The organism is Paenibacillus massiliensis subsp. panacisoli DSM 21345, assembly GCF_000426545.1.
GTDB classification, from domain to species: Bacteria; Bacillota; Bacilli; order Paenibacillales; family Paenibacillaceae; genus Paenibacillus; species Paenibacillus panacisoli.
The window spans coordinates 30717-54756 of record NZ_AUFO01000020.1 but is presented as its reverse complement, the minus strand read 5'-3'; the positions used below and the strand labels follow the sequence as shown (position 1 = coordinate 54756).

Genomic DNA, 24040 nt, shown 5'->3' with positions numbered 1-24040 from the left:
ATGGCTTTACAAGTTGTTAGTCATTTTAAAGGTTGTTAGCTGCTATATAAGACTTTCTATCCAAATCAATATATTCAGATAAGAAGAAAGGACGGTACATACTTGGAGGATATCACTAATGCGGATAAATTGGAGTCAACAAAATCGCTGCAATCGACAATCAACAAGCTAGAGAATGCCTTGTCTCAGATGACACAAAGTGGCGCAAATACAACCCTAGTACGGAAACGACTCCAGGCTGTTCAGATCGGCTTGGCTATTCTGGAAAACGCATGGAATCAAAAACCTTATCATTACACCGATAAAGATTTAGTAGAAGCTCTCACAGTTCTTACTGGATTAACCTCATCCGTTGAAAGTAGCTATGCTAAATCCAAGGCTCGTAGTCCACAAAGAACTCTTTTAGAAAGAAGACTTACAGCGTTGAAACTAGCTATTCAGGCGATTGAGGATCTCTCCCACTCGTAAGATATTAGTCTAATTAGTAAAACAGCGGAAGCTTAGAACTCTATTTTCTAGTCCAAGGCTCCCGCTGACTTTGTTATTGTGCTGCTATTGCATTCTTATACTAGTCTATGCTGTGGCATGCTCGTAGGCATCGTCTGATACAGGCTCCAGCCATTCTGGCGTACCTGCGGTAATTGCAATGTGCTCGAACCATCTATCCTTGGCCGCACCATGCCAATGCTTCACACCATCATGAGTCACGATGACATCACCGGCAATGAGACGCTGAGCAGGCTGTCCTTCCTCCTGATACCAGCCTTCACCACCAGTGACCAGCAGAATCTGAAATCCACCGCGATGTATGTGCCAGTTAACACCGACGTTCACTTTGGGATCAGCAACTAATCCTTTGAGATAGCTTTGACCTACGAAAAATAGCGCAAACGCATCGTTCTTCTCCCCGATCGGGAAAATAACGCCATTCTTCACTTCTTCATGTCGTGCCATGTTCATTCCTCCTCAAGATTAGTATCTACACTATTAATGATATAAGCAGACACGGGAAGGTAGTTGATAGTTAGCTACTCCTGAGCGATCCATGAATACTACGAGCTAGATACTAGTCCTGCTTATCTGTTTGTTCTGCTTCTGCTACTGCCTCATTCACACATCGGATCGCATTCAGACTTCTCGGATATCCAATGAAAGGCAAGCATTGTGACACAATCTTGATCAGAAAAGACTTATCATTGCCATTCCTCATATTGGCGGCAGCATGGCTGATCAGCTGGGGCTCACATCCACCTTGTGCCATCAGATAGCAGAAGGTGATCATCTCCCTTTCTTTATAGTCCAGCCCATTCCTGGTATAGTAAGCTCCGAAACAGTTGGCTGCGAGCCAATGATTAATGTGCTTGGTCTCGGCCGGGCCGGATCTCCAGAACTCACGCATATGTTCACCGAAAATATCGACTTGGGCTTGAATGCCTGCTTCCAAGCGGTTCTCACAGCTAGTCGTGGATTGGCCTGCTAATGGTAGTGAAATCCCCCTTTGGGTCAACACCTCATTTACCGTGTGTAGAAAAGGAAATACTCTGCCGATGCCTAGGTAGGCTACTGATTGGTATACGATCTCCTTGACCTCTATCGGAGTTACGCCACAGTTGAGTGCTGCAGGCAGCATGGCTCTGAACTCGTCAATGCCCTGGCATCCAAGTAATACGGATAGAATAGCCATCATGCGGGTCCGATCATCCAGGTCATCCTGATTAACGACTTCATCAAATGCAAAATTATCGAAGAATGCTATAAATTCAGGATCGGTCTCCATGAGCTTGGATTCATATCCTGGAAACATTTTTTCGTGATATCTCTTGGCTGCTTCTGTGATCTCCATTGTGGTCACCTCTATATTCACTGAGTCGTTTAAACAACTCTTGTTCATTATTATAATCCTTCAAGGTATGTATTCAATGAATAAAACCTAGCGATGTGTTGAATTATCAACACGTTCAGAAAACTGTTAATTAACTTGAATGTGACTAGACCAGCAGACGTCGATTGTACGAAATCACAAGCCCCACGAACTGCGATCCAATAAGAAAAAGGCTCCATCAGCATTAGCTGATGAAGCCCTAGAATGATTTGTATTAGTACTCACTTACCTCAAAGGTCAGCACACGATCATACAGAATGTAATCCTTACGGCTGCTGAACGGTCCTTTGTTATTATCATGCTTGTCGATGGCATATGAAGCTTTGCCTGATCCAGCCTGCCTTGCTTCGTACCAGGAAATGAAGTTATTGACTTCTTTCATGCTCAAATCAAATTCCTTCTCCAGCCCTGTCGTCATCGTGACAACCATGATAGCACGGTTGCCGGATGGTTGCTCAGTTCCTGGCTGTTCAGTTCCAGGTTGCTCTGTACCTGGTTGTTCAGTTCCTGGTTGTTCAGTTCCTGGTTGTTCGGTTCCAGGTTGCTCAGTACCTGGTTGTTCAGTTCCTGGTTGTTCGGTTCCAGGTTGCTCAGTACCTGGTTGTTCAGTTCCTGGTTGCTCAGTACCTGGTTGTTCGGTTCCTGGTTGTTCGGTTCCTGGTTCTCCTGGCGTCCGATCAGTGCCAATAGTTACCTCAGCAATGGATACCCACGATCTTTGAGAAACGACATCAATTCTAATAGCATCATATTCTCCTGCGATAACTTCAATCGGATCCAAAATAGTGACTTGTGGGTTTACGTTAAATGTAATAGCAGAACTAATAGTTGCCCACTCACCATTCTGCTGTCCATAAACTGTATATGTATTGTTTGAAATAGGACTGGCGAGAGCAGCAATCTGCACAAATTCCAAATAAGTTGGTTCAGAAAAACTCAACTCTAATTTTGCAGACATTCCGGCAGCTGTCCAAGAGGTTCCCTTATTAGTATCAATTGCATTTTCTGCCAGATAGCTCTTACTTGCGCTTGGCCCGGTAGCTGTTGTCCCCGCTGGTGGGCTAATCCCCTGCATTCCATCTACATCTGCAGCAAATGTCATTTGTGTGGAAATTAAGAAAAATGCAAATACCATTAAACAAATCTTAAACAAAGATTTCATTATGTAACTTCCCCCTCGTGATTTATAGATTCAATGTATTTCATATTTCTCGACATGTCTAAACAAATACTTGCTGATTTATAAATATTATCTATAATATTGCATATTTAATTTTTATTGGGTTTCAGAAAAGTGCGAAAATCCTTAACTACATAATCTTGCATGGTGATAGTACAGTGCCAAAAAATCATCATCCGTAGTTAGAACTCTGTATGCATGGCTAAATCATCGCTACAACCTTACCCTGAATCTTACCATTTAACAATGAATCCCTTGAGTAAAAGACCTTGAGCTACTGTCTCCATAGACTCGATAGCTATGACAACTCATGACTTTCACGCAACCAAGTGCCGGCTTGACCGTATGAATTACAGTAAAATTGTACAGAAGATATTTCCTAGGGAGTGAGCATGATGAAGAAATACGGATTAAGTCTGCTGTTATTGGTCTTATTGGTTGTACCTGGCTGTGGATTGGTGGAAAAAGTAGGTACAGGCGTCAATTTTGCCGCGGATACAGCTACTTATATGCAGAGCTTGACGGAGTTTGCACAGGGCATGGAGACATGGGCTACGGATGCTGCTACAGATCCGCAGGCTAGAGAGGAATTGAAAGACAAGCTTGTTGCGCTCAAGGAACAGACCGTCCAATATGCCGATCTGCAGGTTCCGGAATATGCAGCAGAGCTGCATCAGTCAATTATTGGCTACAACGATACGCTACAGCAAGGACTCGATAAAGCTATTACCAATCTGGAAGAAGGAAAAGCTGCTTTTGAAGCAACCGGAATTCCTGAGACGATCAATCAGATTAACGAGCTGTTGAATCAAATCAACCAACTCATTCCGAATTAATTAGATATGCGAAAAGCGCTCAAAGTGTTGTAAGACATTTCCTTGAGCGCTTTTATTTTACAAATTATAGCTGCTCCCAAAGTGTGCGCCACCTGTGCGATAATCGGACTTTTACACTATAATCGCTGGAGATTATGAGTGTACACGTTTTAATTCATTTCGTGTATATCTTAGACTGATGATTCATGTGTCATGAAGTATGAGTTTCTATCATGTCCAGAGCGTTTTACACGGTACATGGCCTCATCGGCCTTCTTCAACAATGTGTTAATATCCTGCCCATCCTTGGGGTATACACTGACTCCAGCCGAGAACGAGATTGGAATTCTTGTTCCGTCGTATAGGAACTGATTATTATACAGTGGGGCGAGGCGATGATCGACCATCTGACGAATATCACTATCATCAGCGCACGAGAAGGCGATTACAAACTCGTCCCCTCCGAATCGTCCAATCAGGTCCTCTGGTCGAGCATGTGCTTTGAACATACTGGCAATATGCTCTAAATAAAGGTCTCCCACAAGATGGCCATACGTATCGTTAATGGGTTTGAAGTGATCCAGGTCAACCAGCACCACTGCAAATGGCCTATCTTCGGCCAGCTTCGCCTGCAACTGCTCCTGAATAGCCGCACGATTATACAGCTCTGTCAAGGAATCATGATGAGCAAAATGCTTGTATCTTCCCTCTGATTCTAATAATCTGCGTTCCGTATCCTTCAAGGAGGTGACATCGGTCAGGTGCATCACGAACAGTTCCTCATTGGCTTCCTGAAGCACATCAAGCCCCATAATCAGATCGAGATCTCTCTGGTTCGGATTGTGTATGCGCACCTCCCACTGAGTAGAGTCCTCCCTCTTCAGTTGAAATGAGAGCAGCAATTCAGCAAGGCTCAGCCCGTCTTTGCTATCAAAATGTCTTGAAATCTCCTTCTCGGCTATACCCTCGAACCACTGCTTGGCCCGCGGATTCATCTCCCTTACTGCTCCCTTTCCATCCAGCAGCAAAATAGCCGTAGGCGCGGATTTGAATAGAATATGAAATAGCTTGCGGTAATCCGGCATAATGTTATGCTTACCAATAAAATGGCGAAGCGCAACAGCCCAGAGTAAGTAACCAATGAAATAGAGTATCATAGCGTTGCGGGATGTTAACAGCTTGGATTGCAAAAGTGCGGTCACTACAATGAAACAGGCAAAGAGGCCAAACAGGCTAAGCAGCATCGAGCCGAGTATTTTTTTGAGTCGAATCTCCTGTGTACGATAGCAGCTAACCGCCAAAATAACGACGGATAGCAGAATGTACCCTGCAACAAAAATGAGGGTTAACAACAGAAACAACGGGTCCAGAGGACTGTGTCCATCCGTTACAGATGCATCATACAGCACGTGATGGTCCTTCGTCGCCAGAAATACCGCCCATAATGTAAAAGGTGCTGCATATATGAGAGGCAGCCACCGTTTCAGTGAGGATGTGATCGGATCTCCCATTAGCACACAAAGGTGAACGAGGAAGCAAATCACAAACAGCAGCATGGGGGAATTCCCGTATAACACGACCTGCATTTGATAGTGCGGAAGTAAGGAAGTTTTTACATATTCTCCGATGAAATAAAAAAGAAATGCCAGCATGAGAAAGGCGGCAATCCGGTTCAGTAGACTTTTTGTGTTCCGGTGAATCAAGGTAATAGCCATGTATAGAAAAAAATAAGTCGGCAACAGGATAGTTAAAAAATCCATGAATAACTCGTTCATAACCATCATCCTGTCACAATTTCATCGTGAAATTCATACCTATTTCCACACAAGAACCAGGCATGTGTTGTTATCAATTGCGTTGCTCGTGTAGCGATAGTCTGTGCCAAGTCTGATCCTCCTACTGATCTGTACATATCATGATGGAATCCATTTGTCGTGCTGGAGCTGTCCCGAATAGTTTAAAAATAGTACTCTTAATGTAACACATCTGTATAGTCTAGCAGTACATCTAATTTTGAGTATCTGCACACAATATTGCCCAGTGCTGTAATTGGAATATTGTTCGCATCTTTAAGCGATCCGATCGAAATGGCCTGGTTTCGTGGTATGCTGTTCTATCCACAGGGTTTTAGTCTGGAAGCCTACAAGGCGGTTCTGGAAAATCCGATGGTAGCAACTAGCTACCGCAATACGCTTATATACGTAATAGCAGGTACAGCCATTAACTTGATCATGACGACGCTCGGTGCCTATGCTCTCTCCCGCCGCAACGTTTATTTCAGCAATCCCATCATGCTCATTATCGTTATCACCATGGTATTTCATGGGGGGCTTATTCCCTCTTTCCTACTGATCAACAATCTCGGGTTGTTAAATACGCCATGGGCACTTCTCTTGCCTAGGGCACAGATTGGTGCTCTAAAGGAATAATGAATGGTAGCCTGTCATTCTTGTTGATTAACAAAAGAAGAAGCCGCTATTTCAGCGACTTCTAACTTCATTCTAATCCATATCACAATGTACCTCCGGGATCAAAAATCATAAGATTCTAGAGGTGCATATTTCTTTGAAGCAACATCCAAGAAGAGCATCAGCGTGAGTTATACGCCCCGAATACCCTTAATGATCGTATCGAACGGCTCAATGCTATAGCTTAACGTTCCATTCTCTGTAGGAATGGAGGTCTCTTGCGGCTGATCGCTATTATTAATGACTACGAGCATTCCGCTATCTGGATAATATGCACATTCCGTATTTACATTATCGGGGATATAGAGATTGTCCTGATCCTCATTACTTGCATAACGAATAAGATTGAATAGCAATCTTGTATTAACGAAGCTGAATTCGAAGGAAGACAGGTAGATCCCCTTCCCTTTCCCGAAGCTATGAACTGACAGCGCAATCTGTCCGTCTTGCTCCAGCACCACTTGGGCGTCTCCATTGGTCAAATGAACATTGCCTTTTGGAGTAACGTAAGCCCCTTCCGGGATCAAGCCTGCAGCATTTACGGTCTCGTAAGCCCATTTTCCATGACTAACCCGTGAACCTCTGTCTTCATCCACGCCCAGTACATGCGCCATTCGGAAAAAGCTATCGAATCCCTCCACAGCAGAAGGCTGATGAATGCCGATAAATGTACCGCCCTCATGCACCCACTGTGTCAGTAGCTCAACGACTTGCGAATCTTGCCAGTGCTGTCCTCCGCTCCAGGCCGAGCCTGCAAAGCCAGCATTAATGATGACATCGACCTCCTGAAGGACACCTGCACGGATATCATCAAAGTGGATGAAGCGCACTTCTACTGGTAATCCAGCCAGTGCTTCATTAACATGGATCAGATCGTGCATATAAGTCTCATGGAAGTGGCCAGACAACGTCCACGCTCTCAGATTCCCCCAGCTGTGGAGAACGGCAACTTTCGTCTGGATTTGATAAGGCTTGCCATACTCATGAAGCTGCTTGATTTCTCTGAATTCATCGGCAATCTTCTCAATGTAATCGCAGAAATCCGGATACGGTTCAACCAGATGCAGATAACCGCCGAGTCCAATCCGATCTATCGGCTCTCTCAGCAATGCGCGCCGGATGTTGATCCAGTATTGCTTGGCATCCAGTGTCGGGTTCCCGCCCTCGGCAAAGGTCGGTGCTCCACCCAGGCCCACAGGGAACAAGTAGGGGTGCAGCCGGATTTCGTGCGTGTCTACTTTCACCCCAGAGCACAGTCTTGCTTCATAGCCTGAGAATACGCATTTAATCAGTCCATCGAATCCGAATTCCTCAAAGCGCTCGTTATACGGCTCGATTCCTACCCAGCTATCATCATAAAAGACATATGCGAGCTTGCCATGCTTATGGACGATATCGATCAGTTGCTTACCAAAATCAATGACAAAATCATTAATAAAGGCCATCCAGTCCAGCTTGCGTTGGCCCGCAGGAATGTGACTGACACGATAATGTCCACCATTTACAAAGTCTTCAGCTGTCATGCTGTAGCCATACTTGTCCTCGAAGAGCTGAAGTGCACGGACACTTACGGTAAAATCATAGGAGCCCCAGTCCGTGAATAGATGTCGATTTCTCTCGTCACTTCCCCAGATCCATACAAAATTATAGAACATGGAGGTGAACCGGACTACATTGGTTTCCTTGTGAGACTGGCACCAGTTCTCCATCCAATCCAGCAAGTAGGTCTGAGTCTGCTCATACATCGGATCAATCTGCATCAGATGCTCTTTTTGCCAATTGTTCGTTGTATGGTTGTACATCGAGATTTCTTCCCAGATACGGTATGCCAGGAAGCTTACGGTATACTTGTGCCACGGTGTGATGCCCGATATGACCACATTACCGCTCTCCCTGTCATAATGCCACAGCTCGCGCGCCACCTCTGTATTGGTCGTACGGTCATACACCTGCCAGTATTTGAGTGCGGCGTCGGTGTCGTTGACCTGGAATTGCTCGGCAAAGAAATCCTCCATAAGGTAGATGGACAGATAGTTCTGTACCGCAACCTTCGGCTGGGTAATCAGAAAGCTCTGCTGGAGCTTATCGCGATTGCGAGCAGCCCACTCATTATGATCACGAATGATGCAGATGGTGGAATAAATATCGTAGCCAGCATTAATAATCTCATCCGATAGCTGTGTACCGTCACTATCACGAATGACGTCTGCACCCCATTTCTCGGCAAGCTGGAGCGTCAATGCTTCGTAGCCCGATTCACCCGGCAGGGTAAAGCCGCCTTTGCGTGTCGCTGTCATCCTATTTCTCCCCTTTCGCCTGAATCATATCGCACAGAAATGCCAGTGCCAGTCCTTGACCCCAGCCCTGAATCCAATCCTTGGAGATACTGCGGTAGCCTTCTCGATTATTCATTACAGCCGTGCCACCGGAGACACCCAGTACACGTCCATCCTCGCTGATCTGTCCCAATATGCCTTGAAGCGCCTTTTGCACGTATTTGGCATGCAGCGGATTCCCGTTATTGATCATGGCAGCTGCAATGCCACTGGAAGCCGAGGTCTCTTCATAAGCCTCCTCATCGTCCAGTACAGTCCGCCAGAGGCCATTCTCCGTCTGAAGGGTCTTGAGCGCCGCCAATTGATCCCGGAGCGCACATTCCACATCCATACATTGCGGATACAGGTACCAATCCTTCAGCAGCCTCTTGACCTGAGACATAGTATACGCTCCCCATGCATTAGCTCTTCCCCAGTACATGCCCGACATATGGTCCCGGTTGACATGATTGTACCCATGGTACCAAAGGCCCGTTGTGGGGTTCTGAAGGTATTTGATATGCCAATAATATTGATTTAACGCATCCTCAATCATGTCCTTGTCACCCAGCTTGCTTCCCACGCGTAGCAAGAAAAACGCTGCCATGAACAGGGTGTCCGCCCAAGCCTGCTCTGGAAAATCATTGTTCGCAGACACAGTATGCTGTAGCACCCGATCTGCAAAACGCAAGGCATCGTTCTGGATGTAATTAATCTTCTGCATTACGATATCCCAATAGATCTGCTCGCCAGTCTCCTCGTATAGCGTCAGGAGCATATGTCCCATCGCACAGGTATTTACCGTCCAATCGGGCAGACCGTTCTCAATATATTCATCCGCGAATTGCTTCAATCGCTCCAGATATGACTCATTGCCAGTGATTTGATAGGCTCTCGATACCCCATAATAGGCTACTCCACAGGGCCAGTCCCATGTCAGATCCATAGACAACGTCTTATCCACAACCTGATCAATGACCTTCAGAATGTGCCCCTTATCATATTCGATACTCAGTCCCATACCTGATCTCTCCTCACAGCATCATTATAAAGCGCTTTCTTCCATAAGTGTAACTCGTTAAAATAAGCTAATCTAAGCAGATTCGTCTAAAAACTGCGCATTTTCAATCATTTATGATCTATATAGATTTGAATGCTACCTGCCAGCTGCTATATAATCTAAAGCATACATGGCAAGTAAGGAGAAATCGTAATGGGAAGAACAAAAACCGTTATTGAATATCGTCACTACAGCATGCCAATTGATTTTCCCGTATTACTTCTAAGCGGTGAACGCTGGAGAATATCCGATCGCAAAAGCGAGCACCTTCACTTTCACAATCATCTGGAGATCGGTGTATGTCATTCAGATAGTGGATTTATGGATATCGGGGATACCTCTGTGTCCTTCAAGGCAGGCGACGTAACCTGTATGCCACGGTACTTGCCACATACAACCTACAGCTCACCTCATGAGGCCAGCCGTTGGTCATACCTATTCTTCTCTCCAGAGGAGCTGTTCAAGTCTGTATTTGATAGCGCTTCCTCTGCTTCTGTTCCTGCCCTACCCAATGTGAGGCACGACAGCTTGATCTTAAGTAAGGATCGTTACCCGTTAATCTATACTTTGGTTACTTCGGCGGTGGAGGTATTGGAGGAGAAAAGTATTCATTATGAGCAGACAGCCTATGGTCTATTGCTGGCTCTCTATACCGAGCTAATCCGATTATATTCGCAGGGGAATAAGCTGGGGAATGAAGCAGACTCTAACTCGGAATTTCAGCATTCCAAGGGGGCAATGGTTCTGTCGCCTGTGCTGGAGTATATTTCGAATTATTATATGACCCCCATTGCTATCGAGACATTGGCGGGGCTGTGCCATTTGAGCAGTACTCATTTTAGACGGAAATTTTCTGAAATTATGGGCGCGTCCCCTCTTGATTTTGTCAACAGTACACGCATTGAAGAAGCCTGTAAGCTCCTCAAGAGCACAGAGCAGTCCATCCTCTCGATCTCGGAGCAGGTAGGCTTCCGCTCTATATCCAGCTTCAATCGCTGCTTCTACAAGCTATTAGGCGAATCACCCAAGGCCTGGCGTAAAAAAGCTGCGCATTCCGAGCTTCAGTCCGCCAAAGCCTCGATCCTTGAATTTACAGGCTGGGTCTAGGAACAATGGTGCTATGGGTCATGATCCAGTCCATTTGTTCCTCCTCACCCATGTAGAAGCTGTGGGTTCCCGTCTGGACAAAGCCCAATCGCTGGTAGAACTCAATAGCGTTCAGATTTTTCTCCCACACACCCAGCCAAATCTTGGACTTGTTGTGCGAAGTGGCTATTTCCATAGCCTTATTGAATAAATGTTGTCCAAGCCCCTGCTTCTGAAATTGGGCTCTCACATAGATCCTCTCAATCTCTAGGGAATCTTCACCCATGGGTTCCGATTGGGCATCATTCACATTTAACTTCAGATACCCGGCAGGCTCTGCTTGGATATAGATAATAAAGAACTCTGAACAGGGATTGGACAATTCCTGTTCCAGTTGCCTGGTGCTGAATGCACTGTCCAGATAGGCTCTCATCTGCTCTGGCGAATTCTGATCCTCGAATGTCTCACGGAAAGTCTCGATGCTTATTTGTCGCAGTAGCTCTACTCCATCTATGCTGCACTTCTTTATTTCAATATCCATCTTAAGCTCAAGCTCCTTTATACTATAGTTTTGTGTTCAAATTTATACCTGATAAATGGACTAGATCCATGTGAGCCGGGCCGCTCTGTAAATCATATAAATGAAGTCAGGTTCGGTAAAGGTACTAGCAGACTGGTAATCGCTTGGTCGGCATAAATTCAAGGATAACGAACGTTACATTACACCGTATAGTCCCCTGTTATAGTATCATAATAATTGTTGCATTTACAATAATATTGATTCTATTCAATTCATAATCAAAAATCCCGTTCTGCTCTCGTTGGAGGCAAAAACGGGATTCTTCGATAGGCTCTCTGTAGTAATCTGACGTCATCCTGCAAAACGGTAGTCGATTAAGCTTAGACAACGTCTATATTATCTCATAGGTGCGAAATGACTGATGCTGGATAAAATACTATCTGTCCTTGCCAGGATATCAGAAGTCAGCTCCAGCTCGATCGCTTTAATGTTCTCTTCAATCTGCTCAGGTCGACTGGAGCCAATAATGGCTGAGCTTACAACAGACTGACGCAGTACCCATGCCAAGGCAAATTGAGAGAGCGAGCAGCCGACCTCAGCCGCCAATTGCGAAAGCGCAACGGTGCACTCAAGTACATCTTCTCGCAAATAGCTGTTAATGACCCCATTGGTCTGATTATTCGCGGCCCTGCTGCCTGCAGGAATCTGTCCTCCGGGTGTATACTTACCCGTGAGAATTCCTTGAGCAAGTGGCGAGAATACAATCAGTCCCAGCCCATCCTTCTCACATTGCTCAATGATGCTGTCCTTCTCAATGTATCGTTCGAACATGTTGTAGATCGGCTGATTGGAGATTAGCGGACGCATATTCAGTCGGGTGCGGATGTCCGATGCCTTGGCGATTTGCTCTGCCGTCCATTCGCTAACTCCTGCGTACAATATTTTCCCTTGTGTCTGCAGGTCATCAAGCGCTCGCAGTGTCTCATCCATAGGCGTGTCGTTGTCAAATCGGTGGCACTGATACAAGTCAATATAATCGGTCCCTAATCGCTTCAAGCTGGCTTCGCATTGCTCCATAATGTGCTTGCGCGATAGGCCCCGCTCATTCGGCCCCTCACCTTGAGGGAAGAATACCTTGGTAGCCAGTACATAACGACTTCTGGAATACGCTCTTAAGGCATGGCCGACGACCTCCTCTGCTCCAGGATAGGAATTGGACGTATCGAACAGGTTGATACCCAACTCATAGGCTTTCTCAATACAGGCCCGTGCGGCTTGCTCTGAGGTAGCCGATCCATAGGTGAGCCAGCTGCCCAGCCCGATTTCGCTTACTTTTAACCCGCTTCTGCCCAGTCTTCTGTACTTCAACACACTCACTCCTTCATTTGATGATATTTCAGCTATCCATAATTGGAAGCGCTCTATTGATCAAACCTAGAATAATAGTTAAACTTGGGTTTAAGTCAAGTCCAATCATTGATTTTGGGGGAGGAAGATTGCTGTGGAGCTATCCATCAAGGAAGTTGCCGAACGTACTCAATTACCGCCGTCTACCTTGCGCTATTATGACAAGATGGGTCTAATGCCTATGCTGAAGAAGACAGATTATGGTACACGCAAGTATTCGGAGACCGATATTTCCTGGCTGGAGCTAGTGTGCTGTCTCAGAGACAGCGGCATGTCACTTGATGATATCAAAGCATTCATGATGCTCTGCATACAGGGTTCCTCCAGCAGTGAGCAAAGGCGAGAACTACTGGCGCAACATAGAGAGCATATCTTGAAGCAGATGGACCTGCTGCATCGCAGCCTTGCCACGGTCGACTATAAGCTCGCCCATTACAATGAGATTGGGATCTTTCACATAGACAAGCCGTAGTGGGCTTAGCACTAGTTTGGCCGTCATCTACCTTCTCTTGCGAAAATATAACGGAGGATGGCCCGTTACCATCCTGAACACTCTTCCAAAATGAGTCACACTGCCGAACCCTACCTTTTTGGCGATCAGATTAACCTTTAGCGTGGTCTGCTCCAGCAGCTTCTTCGCCTCCTTCACTCGAACGCTGTTCAAGTATTCCACGAATGTGAACCCGGTTGCTTCCTTGAAGAAGCGACTCAGATAATATGGACTGATAAAAAAGGTATCCGACAGTGAATCCAATGACATTCGCTGCATGTAATGCTCGTTGATATAGCGGACGACTTCGGACATTCGCTCCAGCATGGGGCTCGTCGATTCGACTGGCTCCATGCTGACCTGATTGCTATTACGGCAGCACATAATAAGGAGCTGCAGAGCCAGCGTCTGTGCGTACATCTCAAAGCCGGGGTTTTGATCATGGATTTCTTGTGCTACTCCAAATGCCAGCGCTTCCATAGATGTGCGTAGGTGTGGAGGACTTTTTACAATGATGTATTCCCTCTCAAATAAGGGCTGCAGCACAGCTTGAGGATCATCCATCGATCGGATGAGGCGTTCATGTATATTCACGACAAGCCGCTCATGAGTGGGCATAATGGCCGCATTGGTGGTACGGTGCAGCGTGTTCGGAGGAATAATAACGATATCCCCTTCATGGATGACCCATGTGCGATCCTTAATGAAGAATTCCCGCTTGCCTGATAATAAAAAGAAGATCTCGTATGTACTGTGAAAATGATTGGCTGGCATATGATGGCTCATCATCTTCCGGTAGGATACGGAGAAGGTCCCCTCCGCATTGTCATAATATAACTCATTCATGTTGCGTCCTCCTCTCCCTTTTTATTGTAGTCCACAGCTTCATTACTGCAAGATATAAGAAGAAATTGCTTATTATCGCATAAACCGTACATATTATTGTGCTACGTTAGGAGCAGAACATAATTAGGAGGAATGAATGCGGTGAACACATCCGAATCCAACCAGACCACAAATGTACAATCAACCTTTACCCCGATCCAATGGGCCGAGAAGGCCTGTGAGGCACTTATGGCCAAATTTGAGCCGGAATTACTTCCGCCAGATCGGTTCCATTATCATCAGGGCGTTTTTTTATCTGGCATGGAAAAATGCTGGAAGATTAACGGCAAGGATGAGTACTACACCTATATCAAACGCTGGGTAGATAGTCAGGTGCAGGAAGATGGAAGCATCAAGCTGTATAAGTCTACCGAATTGGATGATATACAGCCGGGGGTATTGCTGTTCAACCTGTATGAGCAGACAGGTGATGAGCGCTATAAGAAAGCCCTGTTCGAGCTTGTCCCTCTATTGAAATCATGGAAAACCAATCCGTCAGGAGGCTTCTGGCACAAGGAGCATTACCCAAATCAAATGTGGCTGGATGGTCTATATATGGCTGGACCGATCGCTGTCCAATTCGGTGAAACCTTCGGGGCTAGTGAATATTTTGATCTCATGACCTACCAAGCCCTTCTGATGGCTGAGCATACCAAAGATCCGAATACGGGCTTGCTCTACCACGGCTGGGATGAGACCAAGGCCGCCAAATGGGCTGATCCCGTGACTGGTCTCGCTCCAGAGTTCTGGGGACGCGCGATTGGGTGGTATCCTGTTGCTCTACTTGAAATGTTCGAGCATCTGCCTGAGGATCACAAGGATAAAGCCAAGCTGACAGCCATCCTGCAGGATCTGCTCATCAGTCTGACACGATATCAGGATGCTGAGTCAGGGCTATGGTACCAGGTCATCGACAAGGGTGATAGAGCGGATAATTGGCTTGAAAGCTCCTGTACAGCCCTGTTCGTTCATGCCATCGCCAAAGCAGTTCGTCTGGGCTATCTGGATGCCGAATACCTGAAGTATGCCTGGAAAGGCTACCAAGGCGTAATTAATACCCTTAACTTCGATGACCAGGGTCATGTCGTGATCGGACATATCTGCATCGGTACAGGGATTGGCGACTACGCTCACTATATTGCCCGGCCTACGAGCGAGAATGATCTGCATGGAGCAGGCGCCTTCATTCTCATGTGTGCTGAAATGAGCCTTGCAGAGCAGCTTTCAAAGCAGCCTGTGTCTTGATGTTCGGAGGCAGTTGATCATGAGGATCAACTGCCTTTAGTTCATTTGCCAGTCAGCCAGATTGCTCCCTGCCTGTGTACCGCATTTGTTATAACCGGCCTGAGTGTAATGAAACTCATCGTGCATGAGACCTTCGCTTGCCATTTGATCGAATGCGGTAGCAATTAGTGTAATCTGTGGTTCTGTCTTACAGAACTCCGTCTGTGCTTCCATGATCCCTACATAACGCTCACGATCATCACGGTGATTCCCGATTCGAATTAGAAAAGTATGCTCGATTCCAGCGGCTTGTATCTCACTGAGTAGTGAGGCCAGCTTTATTTTATAATCCGTCTTGCTCGTGCCCCGATCTCCATCTGTTTCCCCTTGGCACCAGACCATCCAGCGATGGCCAATGCTGTAGCCGTTGTCAGTTAACCAGGCTTCCGCTGTCCTGAAGCGCTCAATGGCGTCGGGTAATAATATGCCATCCTTTTGCCACTCGCTGATCTCCGTCCCCCCCTTGGAAGCGGACACACCAACTATGATTCGCCCTGCCCGCTCATGATAAGCCTTAACCAGCGCACTGACCAATGAGCCTGTCTTCATCCCTTCCTCGTTGATTCCACCCGGCTTGTTCTCATTCACGCCAAACGGTTCAGCAATGGGATGCAGCACGGTAGGATCACTAATGGCCCGAAACTCATAGCCTCCTCCCTCTTCCACTGCTGGAGCATCCTTACTAGAGCCCCGCCCTGCCATATTACTTTGTCCAGCAAAGAGCACCAGATCCATATCTGTCTGCATTCAAGTCCACTCCTTCAAAGTGACAATTCAAATTTTGTATAGGAACACCTATGTACTAGTAGCAGGATCATATGAAGTTCTGTATACACACACTATCCAGCAAAGCATACTAGATTTACGTGACATTTCCTATGCCCTCTGTCCGTTTTTTACAATCAAGCGCATAAATTCTGGGTATTTTCAAGATCCAGCTGGACATTTGTTGGACGTCGTCTGGAGTCCAGAATGGGAAATGGAGTGACGCGGGATACTGGATTCCCCTTATTGATCTGAGTCTAACTTGCTGGTCAAGAAGATTCGATGTGAAATAAAAAAGACATGTCCAGGATCATCTCCAGACATGTCTTGTATAGCAGTGCTTATGAGAAATAGGGGCTTACATTACTTCAGGATGCTTGCTTTTGTACCACCTCAAGATGCTTGCTCAAATTGGCTATTGTACAGATCGGCATAAAATCCGCCCTTCTCCAGCAGCTCCACATGGTTCCCCATCTCAATAATGTCCCCATCCTTCATAACGAGAATCACATCGGCATTCTTGATCGTAGACAGGCGGTGAGCAATGACAAAGGAAGTCTTGCCAATAGTGAGCTGATCCATCGCTTGTTGAATCAACAATTCGGTACGTGTATCGACCGAGCTGGTTGCCTCATCCAGAATAAGCATAGGTGCATCCTCGATCATAGCTCTGGCGATCGTAATCAATTGCTTCTGTCCAGCTGACAGCGTGGCTTTATCATCCAGTACCGTATCATAGCCTTGTGGCAACGTCTTAATGAAGCTATGCAGTCCTACTGCTCTAGAAGCGGCTTCGACCTGTTCATCGGTGACGTTCACTTTGGAAAAAATAATATTATCTCGAATGGTCCCTTCGAATAGCCACGTATCCTGCAGCACCATGCAGAATAATTGATGGATATTGTCGCGTGTCAATTGGCTGATTGGTGTTCCGTCAATGTAGATCTCCCCACCATTCAGCTCATAGAAACGCATGAGCAGATTCACAAGGGTCGTCTTGCCGGCACCTGTCGGGCCGACGATGGCAATTTTTTGACCCGCCTCGGCCTTCATGGAGAAATCCTTAATAATCATCCGGTCTGCATTATAGCCAAAACGCACATGCTCGAATTCGACGTCTCCTTTGACGGTATCCAGTCTCAATGTCTTGTCACGCTCATCAGCCAGCTCTTCTTCTCCAAGGAATTCAAAGACGCGTTCACTCGCAGCAGCAGCTGATTGCAGGTTGGTAGCTGCTTGTGCTAGCTGTGACAAAGGCTGGGTGAAAAGACGAATATATACCATGAAGGCTACAATAGTCCCTAGCGTGATTACTTGCTGATTAACCAGTACAGCTCCCACGACACAGACAGCGACATAGCCAAAGTTACCAATGAACATCATGACAGGCATCATGAGCCCGGACATAAACTGGGACTTCCATGCATTCGTATACAAACGACTGTTAATATCGTGAAAAGCTTCCTTCGCAGCTGGCTCTCCATTGTATACCTTGACTACATTGTGGCCAGTATACGTCTCCTCAATGTGACCATTGATCTGACCCAGCTCTGCTTGCTGTGCTACAAAGTATTTTTGTGAATGCTTCATAATCAGGCTCATCAGAGCAAACCCGAGCAGTGTCGCTAAAATGCCAGTCACGGTCATAATCCAGTTCGTGTACAGCATCATTACGAGCGCACCCACGAAGGTTGCGAGCGCGCTGACCAGCGTACCCAGACTATTATTCAGCGTCTGGCCGATCGTATCGACATCGTTCGTTACGCGGCTTAGTACATTACCATGGCTCGTTCCATCGAAATACTTCAAGGGAATACGATTAATTTTCCGGGACAGCTCAGCTCGCATCTTCTTGCTGATCCGTTGTGCGATGGTAGCCGTAATAAAGCCTTGCACATAGTTAAATATCAGAGCAAGTCCGTACAACATAACCAAGACAAGCATAATTTGCTGAACAGCATCGATGTCAACACGGGTAGCTATCCCTTCTTGTATGAGGTTCGTGACATCGCTAAGCTTATCCGGACCAATGACATTAAAGGCTGAGCCGACTAGAGCCAGGACCATAGCAAGTATAATCATAGGAACATAAGCTTTGCTGTAGGCTGTGAGCTGACCGATGGCTTTTTTGAAATTATTTACTTTAGCTCCGTTTCCGTTCCCCATGGCAGGCGCTTTTCCTGTGGAGCCATTTTGCTTCATTTTCGTAGGCTGGCTGTCGACGGCATGTTCGTTCTTATCCATGTATGAGTTCCTCCTTCGAAAGCTGCGAATACGCAATCTCCTGATAAGTGCTGCAGCTTGACATCAGCTCTTCGTGAGTACCGCTCCCTACAACCTCTCCCTGCTCCAATACAATGATGCGATCAGCATCCTTGATCGTACCTATGCGCTGCGCCACAATAAGCGTCGTCGCCCGGCTCGTTTGTTTCTTGAGTGCGGAGCGCAGAATACGGTCCGTCTTGTAATCCAGTGCCGAGAAGGAATCATCAAAGATATATATTTCCGGCTGACGATAGATCGCGCGTGCAATGGACAGGCGCTGTTTTTGTCCACCAGACACATTGGTTCCACCTTGCGATATGTTCCCCTCGTAGCTACCCTCCATTTTCTCCACGAACTCCGTGCCTTGAGCAATAGCAACAGCTGCTTTCACGAGCTCCTCGGAGTCTCCAGCTTCGCCGTTAACTCCATACGATACGTTGGATGCCACGGTACCACTGAATAGTACGGCTTTTTGCGGAACGTATCCGATCTTATCATGTAGCGCCTGCTGATCGTAGCTCTTGACATTCACGCCATCCACGAGCACTTCTCCTTCAGAGACATCATAAAAGCGGGGAATCAGATTGATGACACTCGTCTTACCACTGCCCGTCGCACCGATAAAGGCAACCGTCTCACCACGTCTTGCTGTAAAGCTAATATTACGCAAGACAGGTTCCTCCGCATTTGGATATTTGAAGCTAACATTGCGAAATTCCACTTGACCGGTAACATCCGGTGCTCCTGAGGTCTCCTGTCCGTTCACAATGCTGGACTCTGTATCGAGCACCTCCATGATCCGCTTGGCAGATATGGACGCACGAGGCATCAGGATGAAGATCATGCTCACCATCATAAAGGCCATGACGACCTGCATGGCATAGGATGAGAACACGACCATATTGGAGAACAGTGTAATACGATCAGGCACAGCCGCAGCATTAATCAAAAAAGCACCAATCCAGTATATAGAGACACTCAGACCGGACATGATAAAGGTCATACCCGGGCTGATCATAGCCATTAATCGGCTTGCAAAGAGATTGGTATTCGTTAATTCGACATTGGCCTGCTGGAACTTGTCTTCCTGATACTGATCTGCATTATAAGCACGTACCACTCGCAGTCCGGTCAGATGCTCCCGGGTGACCCTGTTCAGATTATCAGTCAGGCGCTGAATTCTCTGAAAGCTTGGGATCGCAAATATAACAATGACACTCAGCATAACAATCAGGACAGCTACAGCCGCTCCTGTAGAAGCGGTCCATTGCCAGTTTTTATCTGCAATCTTTACAATGGCCCACACAGCCAGAATCGGAGCCTTGATGATGACCTGAAGTCCCAAAGCAACGACCGTCTGAATCTGGGTAACATCGTTCGTCGAGCGAGTAATCAGGCTTGCTGTCGAGAAGTTGTTCATCTCTTCCATGGAGAAGGATAAGGTCTTGTCGAAGACCATTGCACGCAGGCGCATAGCCAATCCTGCCGCAACTCGGGCCGCGAAATAGCCTACGATGATCGAGGCAATCATACTACCCACAGCACAGAACAGCATATAGCTTCCGGGAATGAGTAGCTCGGATACTGGCGTCCCTGCGGTCTGCAGCTTCGTTGTAATCTCGGCCATGTAATCCGGCAGCTTGAGATCCAGCCAGACCTGCACAACGATGAAGACCAGACTGCACAGCACAAGCAGCCATTCGTGTTTCTTTAGATGTTTGAATATCTTCAGCATTCGGTTGCTCTCCTTTGATCTAGTAATCTGTAATGTCTTATGAAGTACAGCAGAACGCTGCAATACGCACGGGTCTAGCTAGCCTTTGGCGACAATGAGCTTGATGAGTCGAATGAATTCCTTGGCATCCTGTTCGTCCAGCTTTCGAAGGACATTCTCGGTCCACGCAACACCTTCATTGTATTTATCGAGCATAAATTGCTTACCTGCATCTGTAATGAACACGATAACCTTGCGTTTGTCACTATCATCTGTACGCCTTACAATCATTTCTTTTTTTTCAAGGCTTTTCAGCGCCGTAGCTATACGGCCTGTACTGACAGACAAAAATTCACTCAAATAGCCTGAAGTAACGCCATCCTGCTGGCTAAGGGCAATCAAAATCCCCATCTCGCCACGAGAAAAATGGCCCCCTTCTTCCAGTGCTGGTTTTCGTGATTGGACGATACATTCAAATAATTCCACAGCAGCTGCTCTATAATCCATGGATCAATCAACACCTTCTCTACTAATGTCTCATACTGTAAGGTAATAAATCTTATACTATAAGATAATAGAGTTGTGAGTGTGGAAAGTCAAATTCGAAAATATGGAACTTCTGACACAACATATTTCTGTTGTTCAGTTCTCTGAGCTTAAGGAGTAAAATGGAGGGGAGACAAGTCAGATACTAGAGCATATTCAATCGATTTACGAGCAAGCTATTCCGTTCTATAGACTTCATAACGAAAAAAAAGATGCTGCAGGACTACAGCATCTACACACACAAGATCACAGCCATAAGATCACAGCAGAAAAACACGGCGACTTCCCGTTATGGAATAGCTTGCATCTGATTCAACTTGACCAGCGCAAATCTGCTACTGATTTGATAGATGTACTGGTACAAGAGGGATTTGGGTCGAGGTCTGACTGGCACTGGACTGAGCTTTGACAGTAATATGGCTGAGCTAAGACAAATCAGGACCATGCGTTACAAGACAATCAGTTCGCTATTGAAATAGTATCGGTTCGTTGAATTAACAAGTGCATCCCTATTCATATATGAAAACATTACGTCCCTGCAGACTTTGCGTATTGCGATTATTATCACTGTAGTACTGACTAAATTCATTGATTTGTCTCTGCGAGATCTCGACTGGGTCCGTCAGGACATACCACTCTACATGCTCGGTTAACGGAGGTGTAGTGAGCGAGCCTAGGTAGTGATAATAGCTTAATTTACTCGGCAGCAGCAGGCTTAAATCCAGTTGCTTTACTGGGATGTTGGTGGCTCCCTTCGTAGCTTCTTTTGCAGCATCAAGAATTTGTTGGAAGCTGTGATTCTCCCTTCCTTCAACAAGCATCACACCTATGACCGCCGTACTACCGTCCTGTGCTGTGTGAACAAAATGTCCTTCGACCGGAAAATGCTGACCGTTGATTGTATGCTCGCTCTGTGCGTGGAAATGAACCTGCTTCAGCTCATACGTTCGATCATCAATTTCAGCGGTGCCCTGCAATTCTACCTGGATGCTATGCCCATTATTAACGACGGAGTGACCTATATTTTCATAGTTGCACTGGATTTCTGAGCCTTGATATGGAATCACATTCTGAGTGAGAATATCAATAGGGGATTGAAGGTTACCGGATACAATCTGCCATTCCTCTTGATCCGTATATGAGAAATGATGACTATCCGCTGCTTTGACATTAGTATTAGTATGCCCTGCTTCAGCATGTAATACAGCCTCATGATTCGGTAATGGCGTCACTTTTGATACATTTTCATTCCCAGCAATGGAGCATCCGCTTAATGATAATAAGGCAGCTGCTCCACAGCCAAGCATTGCAGACATAAGCTTATTCACCTGTTAGCACCCTTTCCATAATAAAATAAGTAATGGATTGAATTGACCATCCATGTCATGCAGAACATGAAATTTTTAGTTATCCATCCATTATTGAACATTATTTTCGCATGATACCGTGGATGGCTTCTGTACTGTCGATCACGTTTTGCGGTTCATATACACGTAAGATGTAGGTGATAACGAACTATAAGGAGAGAAGCAGATATGAGCACACCCATACAGGAGTTCCCTTTGACAATCCCTTGTTCTTTGAGGATATTAGTAAGGGATCTTCACTGAATGAGTTAATGCCTGCCATTATTATTTTTTTGAGGGTTAACCGAAAGGACGTGTACTTATGAGTATGGCTGAATATAAAGGTAAGGTTAAGAACATTGAGGATACGCCATTTGGATATACGATTTCAGTGATTGGTGGCAAGTGGAAGATGGTTATTATGTATCTGCTGGCCGAGAACGAAACTGTTCGTTTCAATGACCTCAAGCGGCAAATTGGAGCCATTACCTACAGAACACTGAGCGCACAGCTGAAAGAACTCGAAGCAGACGGACTGGTGAATCGTAAGGAATATCCCCAGGTCCCACCGAAGGTAGAGTACAGTCTCACAGATAAAGCGAAGACGCTACTGCCAATATTGGAGAACCTGTGCGAGTGGGGAGTAAAAAATCAACCTCAATAGATTTTGTTGAATGAAAATAGAGTATTAGACTTAAAAATAAAGTTGTAGACTGGTGTAATAACCCTCCGAGCAAAATGTGTACGTTTGTCCGGCGGATCACGAACCGAAATTCCGAACCACAGACTGAAGGAGATCGTATATGGTTATTCGAGAAATGACAAAAGAAGACAATGCAAAAGTAAAAGAAATTATACAAGATTCATTAAAATCACTTGGATTAGCTATTCCTGGAACAGCTTATTTTGACCCTCAACTTAATGACCTACACCAATATTATAATAATTTAAAACATGCGAACTATTGGGTAGTAGAAATGGAAGGAGAAGTTGTTGGTGGAATTGGTATAGCGCCGTTTAACGAACATGATAAAGTATGCGAATTACAAAAGCTATACTTAAGTCCAACAGTTCAAGGTTTAGGACTTTCCAATAAACTCATGGAAACAGCTCTGTCATTTGCCTCTAAACATTATGAAAAGTGCTATTTAGAAACAATCCATGAATTAAAAACTGCATGTAAATTATATGAAAAATTTGGATTTACACTACTACATGAACCTCTATCAGGTTCTGAACACTCTGCTATGGATGCGTGGTATATAAAAGCTTTTCAAAGTTAGTGTGTTAGCGAACAGCCACTCACTCTAATTAGAGCGTCTCAACCAATTTCTGAATCTTTGAGCGGGAAATTAAATATACAGGACCCATTATTTCTATTTTGCCGTCCTTTACACGTATAGCGCTCTCCTGTTCTGCAGCATAAACATCAATCTCCTCAGACAAGGGGAACAGATAGCCTTGAACAAACGTAGCGTAGTCGCGTTTTGAATGAGATTCATAGGCAAAATGATCAAAGCCAATACCATCATAAATAGTACTTGTTTCAACTTCATTGCCAGTGTTTATCAAGCTTAACCATTTGGCAGCCATGTTTAACGCGCCGGCGCTGGCACCCATTATAACGGCATTACTGTTCTTAATCGCATCCGATAATTCATATTCCGCCAAAAAATCATTCTGCAAAACAGGATATCCACCGCATAAAAAAATGACAGAAGCGTTTTGAATGAATCGCTGGGCATCTTCCTTCTGCATGCGGTAATCAATGAAATGATATTCATCAAAAATAATGTTAGCCTGATTCAACCATGTCCATTCAGAAATATCATCAATGTTAATTTGCTCACCTGCATAACTAGACGGATTAGCGCTAATCATAACAAGCGATTTTCTGTCTGTTATATCCTCATGCAACAATTTGACCAGCTTCTCTGGAAAAAAATCATTAAACCAACTGAAATAGTAGTGAGTCTTCAAACTTAATTACCTCCATATGTACTATTTACATT

Annotated in this window: 22 protein-coding genes and 1 pseudogene; 8 read left to right on the top strand and 15 right to left on the bottom strand. The window is 45.6% G+C overall.

The genetic code is table 11. The features are described 5' to 3' along the window. Window positions 1-102 precede the first annotated feature (102 nt). A complete protein-coding gene (locus tag K331_RS0116735) occupies window positions 103-468 on the top strand; it encodes a hypothetical protein (protein WP_028591187.1) in 366 nt (121 codons plus the stop codon). A 105-nt stretch (window positions 469-573) separates the two neighbouring features. Here the strand turns inward: K331_RS0116735 and K331_RS0116730 are convergent, their stop codons facing one another. From K331_RS0116730 to K331_RS32710, 3 genes are all read right to left on the bottom strand, one after another. Continuing rightward, window positions 574-954, bottom strand: coding sequence for a cupin domain-containing protein (locus tag K331_RS0116730; RefSeq protein WP_028591186.1), 381 nt, complete (start codon window positions 952-954; stop codon window positions 574-576). A 112-nt stretch (window positions 955-1066) separates the two neighbouring features. Beyond that, entirely contained in the window at window positions 1067-1843 is a 777-nt protein-coding gene (locus K331_RS0116725; protein ID WP_028591185.1) for a carboxymuconolactone decarboxylase family protein, read from the bottom strand. Window positions 1844-2096: 253 nt separating this feature from the next. Next, window positions 2097-3044, bottom strand: a complete 948-nt coding sequence (locus K331_RS32710; protein WP_051289877.1) for a hypothetical protein — start codon at window positions 3042-3044, stop codon at window positions 2097-2099. Window positions 3045-3454: 410 nt separating this feature from the next. Here K331_RS32710 and K331_RS0116715 point away from each other — a divergent pair, with 410 nt between their 5' ends. Further along, window positions 3455-3898 carry a DUF6376 family protein gene (locus tag K331_RS0116715; protein ID WP_018884502.1) on the top strand — a complete coding sequence of 148 codons (444 nt, stop codon included), beginning with the start codon at window positions 3455-3457 and terminating at the stop codon, window positions 3896-3898. A gap of 170 nt (window positions 3899-4068) precedes the next feature. On the opposite strand, the gene K331_RS0116710 is transcribed toward K331_RS0116715, so the two are convergent. Beyond that, the gene (locus K331_RS0116710; protein WP_028591182.1) at window positions 4069-5652 is read right to left on the bottom strand and encodes a GGDEF domain-containing protein; all 1584 of its coding nucleotides are present in this window, start codon (window positions 5650-5652) and stop codon (window positions 4069-4071) included. Window positions 5653-5931: 279 nt separating this feature from the next. Here K331_RS0116710 and K331_RS29760 point away from each other — a divergent pair. After that, window positions 5932-6282 (top strand): annotated as a pseudogene (locus K331_RS29760) (carbohydrate ABC transporter permease); the annotation flags it as partial. A gap of 194 nt (window positions 6283-6476) precedes the next feature. Here K331_RS29760 and gnpA read toward each other — a convergent pair. Beyond that, window positions 6477-8642 carry a 1,3-beta-galactosyl-N-acetylhexosamine phosphorylase gene (gene gnpA / locus K331_RS0116700; RefSeq protein ID WP_028591181.1) on the bottom strand — a complete coding sequence of 722 codons (2166 nt, stop codon included), beginning with the start codon at window positions 8640-8642 and terminating at the stop codon, window positions 6477-6479. Between the two features lies 1 nt (window position 8643). Continuing rightward, window positions 8644-9681 (bottom strand): glycoside hydrolase family 88/105 protein, encoded by a 1038-nt coding sequence (locus tag K331_RS0116695; protein WP_025678013.1) that lies wholly within the window; start codon window positions 9679-9681, stop codon window positions 8644-8646. A 192-nt stretch (window positions 9682-9873) separates the two neighbouring features. Here K331_RS0116695 and K331_RS0116690 point away from each other — a divergent pair, with 192 nt between their 5' ends. Continuing rightward, the gene (locus K331_RS0116690) at window positions 9874-10827 is read left to right on the top strand and encodes an AraC family transcriptional regulator (RefSeq protein WP_028591180.1); all 954 of its coding nucleotides are present in this window, start codon (window positions 9874-9876) and stop codon (window positions 10825-10827) included. Here K331_RS0116690 and K331_RS0116685 read toward each other — a convergent pair. Both K331_RS0116685 and K331_RS0116680 read right to left on the bottom strand, forming a co-directional pair. Further along, window positions 10811-11347 (bottom strand): GNAT family N-acetyltransferase, encoded by a 537-nt coding sequence (locus tag K331_RS0116685; RefSeq protein WP_028591179.1) that lies wholly within the window; start codon window positions 11345-11347, stop codon window positions 10811-10813. The genes K331_RS0116690 and K331_RS0116685 overlap by 17 nt on opposite strands. 375 nt (window positions 11348-11722) lie before the next feature. Further along, a complete protein-coding gene (locus K331_RS0116680; protein WP_028591178.1) occupies window positions 11723-12694 on the bottom strand; it encodes an aldo/keto reductase family protein in 972 nt (323 codons plus the stop codon). A gap of 133 nt (window positions 12695-12827) precedes the next feature. Here K331_RS0116680 and K331_RS0116675 point away from each other — a divergent pair, with 133 nt between their 5' ends. Beyond that, window positions 12828-13205: a MerR family transcriptional regulator gene (locus K331_RS0116675; protein WP_028591177.1), complete on the top strand. Its 378-nt coding sequence runs from the start codon at window positions 12828-12830 to the stop codon at window positions 13203-13205. Between the two features lie 27 nt (window positions 13206-13232). Here K331_RS0116675 and K331_RS0116670 read toward each other — a convergent pair whose 3' ends face one another. Further along, entirely contained in the window at window positions 13233-14069 is an 837-nt protein-coding gene (locus K331_RS0116670) for an AraC family transcriptional regulator (protein WP_028591176.1), read from the bottom strand. 132 nt (window positions 14070-14201) lie between these two features. Here K331_RS0116670 and K331_RS0116665 point away from each other — a divergent pair, with 132 nt between their 5' ends. After that, complete coding sequence (locus tag K331_RS0116665; RefSeq protein ID WP_051289875.1) at window positions 14202-15353, top strand: glycoside hydrolase family 88/105 protein; 1152 nt, start codon at window positions 14202-14204, stop codon at window positions 15351-15353. Between the two features lie 36 nt (window positions 15354-15389). On the opposite strand, the gene K331_RS0116660 is transcribed toward K331_RS0116665, so the two are convergent. The 5 genes from K331_RS0116660 to K331_RS0116640 form a co-directional block, all read right to left on the bottom strand. Further along, window positions 15390-16139 (bottom strand): sialate O-acetylesterase, encoded by a 750-nt coding sequence (locus tag K331_RS0116660; protein WP_028591174.1) that lies wholly within the window; start codon window positions 16137-16139, stop codon window positions 15390-15392. Window positions 16140-16550: 411 nt separating this feature from the next. Then, window positions 16551-18401, bottom strand: a complete 1851-nt coding sequence (locus K331_RS0116655) for an ABC transporter ATP-binding protein (RefSeq protein ID WP_028591173.1) — start codon at window positions 18399-18401, stop codon at window positions 16551-16553. Continuing rightward, a complete protein-coding gene (locus K331_RS0116650; RefSeq protein ID WP_028591172.1) occupies window positions 18394-20157 on the bottom strand; it encodes an ABC transporter ATP-binding protein in 1764 nt (587 codons plus the stop codon). The genes K331_RS0116655 and K331_RS0116650 overlap by 8 nt, the downstream gene beginning before the upstream one ends. Window positions 20158-20235: 78 nt before the next feature. After that, window positions 20236-20643, bottom strand: a complete 408-nt coding sequence (locus K331_RS0116645) for a MarR family winged helix-turn-helix transcriptional regulator (protein WP_028591171.1) — start codon at window positions 20641-20643, stop codon at window positions 20236-20238. Between the two features lie 548 nt (window positions 20644-21191). Beyond that, window positions 21192-21998, bottom strand: coding sequence for a carbonic anhydrase family protein (locus tag K331_RS0116640; RefSeq protein WP_028591170.1), 807 nt, complete (start codon window positions 21996-21998; stop codon window positions 21192-21194). 352 nt (window positions 21999-22350) lie between these two features. Here K331_RS0116640 and K331_RS0116635 point away from each other — a divergent pair, with 352 nt between their 5' ends. Then, a complete protein-coding gene (locus tag K331_RS0116635; protein ID WP_028591169.1) occupies window positions 22351-22692 on the top strand; it encodes a winged helix-turn-helix transcriptional regulator in 342 nt (113 codons plus the stop codon). Between the two features lie 139 nt (window positions 22693-22831). Beyond that, window positions 22832-23311 carry a GNAT family N-acetyltransferase gene (locus K331_RS0116630; RefSeq protein WP_028591168.1) on the top strand — a complete coding sequence of 160 codons (480 nt, stop codon included), beginning with the start codon at window positions 22832-22834 and terminating at the stop codon, window positions 23309-23311. A 28-nt stretch (window positions 23312-23339) separates the two neighbouring features. Here the strand turns inward: K331_RS0116630 and K331_RS0116625 are convergent, their stop codons facing one another. Next, window positions 23340-24008: a Type 1 glutamine amidotransferase-like domain-containing protein gene (locus K331_RS0116625; RefSeq protein WP_028591167.1), complete on the bottom strand. Its 669-nt coding sequence runs from the start codon at window positions 24006-24008 to the stop codon at window positions 23340-23342. Between the last annotated feature and the right edge of the window lie 32 nt (window positions 24009-24040).

Coding starts and splice junctions, on each gene's coding strand:
- K331_RS0116655 (WP_028591173.1), bottom strand. CDS start 18,401: ATGGATAAGAACGAACATGCCGTCGACAGCCAGCCTACGAAAATGAAG.
- K331_RS0116685 (WP_028591179.1), bottom strand. CDS start 11,347: ATGGATATTGAAATAAAGAAGTGCAGCATAGATGGAGTAGAGCTACTG.
- K331_RS0116690 (WP_028591180.1), top strand. CDS start 9,874: ATGGGAAGAACAAAAACCGTTATTGAATATCGTCACTACAGCATGCCA.
- K331_RS0116635 (WP_028591169.1), top strand. CDS start 22,351: ATGAGTATGGCTGAATATAAAGGTAAGGTTAAGAACATTGAGGATACG.
- K331_RS0116640 (WP_028591170.1), bottom strand. CDS start 21,998: ATGTCTGCAATGCTTGGCTGTGGAGCAGCTGCCTTATTATCATTAAGC.
- K331_RS0116660 (WP_028591174.1), bottom strand. CDS start 16,139: ATGCAGACAGATATGGATCTGGTGCTCTTTGCTGGACAAAGTAATATG.
- K331_RS0116650 (WP_028591172.1), bottom strand. CDS start 20,157: ATGCTGAAGATATTCAAACATCTAAAGAAACACGAATGGCTGCTTGTG.
- K331_RS0116645 (WP_028591171.1), bottom strand. CDS start 20,643: ATGGATTATAGAGCAGCTGCTGTGGAATTATTTGAATGTATCGTCCAA.
- gnpA (WP_028591181.1), bottom strand. CDS start 8,642: ATGACAGCGACACGCAAAGGCGGCTTTACCCTGCCGGGTGAATCGGGC.
- K331_RS0116670 (WP_028591176.1), bottom strand. CDS start 14,069: ATGAATGAGTTATATTATGACAATGCGGAGGGGACCTTCTCCGTATCC.
- K331_RS0116725 (WP_028591185.1), bottom strand. CDS start 1,843: ATGGAGATCACAGAAGCAGCCAAGAGATATCACGAAAAAATGTTTCCA.
- K331_RS0116630 (WP_028591168.1), top strand. CDS start 22,832: ATGGTTATTCGAGAAATGACAAAAGAAGACAATGCAAAAGTAAAAGAA.
- K331_RS0116695 (WP_025678013.1), bottom strand. CDS start 9,681: ATGGGACTGAGTATCGAATATGATAAGGGGCACATTCTGAAGGTCATT.
- K331_RS32710 (WP_051289877.1), bottom strand. CDS start 3,044: ATGAAATCTTTGTTTAAGATTTGTTTAATGGTATTTGCATTTTTCTTA.
- K331_RS0116710 (WP_028591182.1), bottom strand. CDS start 5,652: ATGAACGAGTTATTCATGGATTTTTTAACTATCCTGTTGCCGACTTAT.
- K331_RS0116730 (WP_028591186.1), bottom strand. CDS start 954: ATGGCACGACATGAAGAAGTGAAGAATGGCGTTATTTTCCCGATCGGG.
- K331_RS0116715 (WP_018884502.1), top strand. CDS start 3,455: ATGATGAAGAAATACGGATTAAGTCTGCTGTTATTGGTCTTATTGGTT.
- K331_RS0116665 (WP_051289875.1), top strand. CDS start 14,202: ATGAATGCGGTGAACACATCCGAATCCAACCAGACCACAAATGTACAA.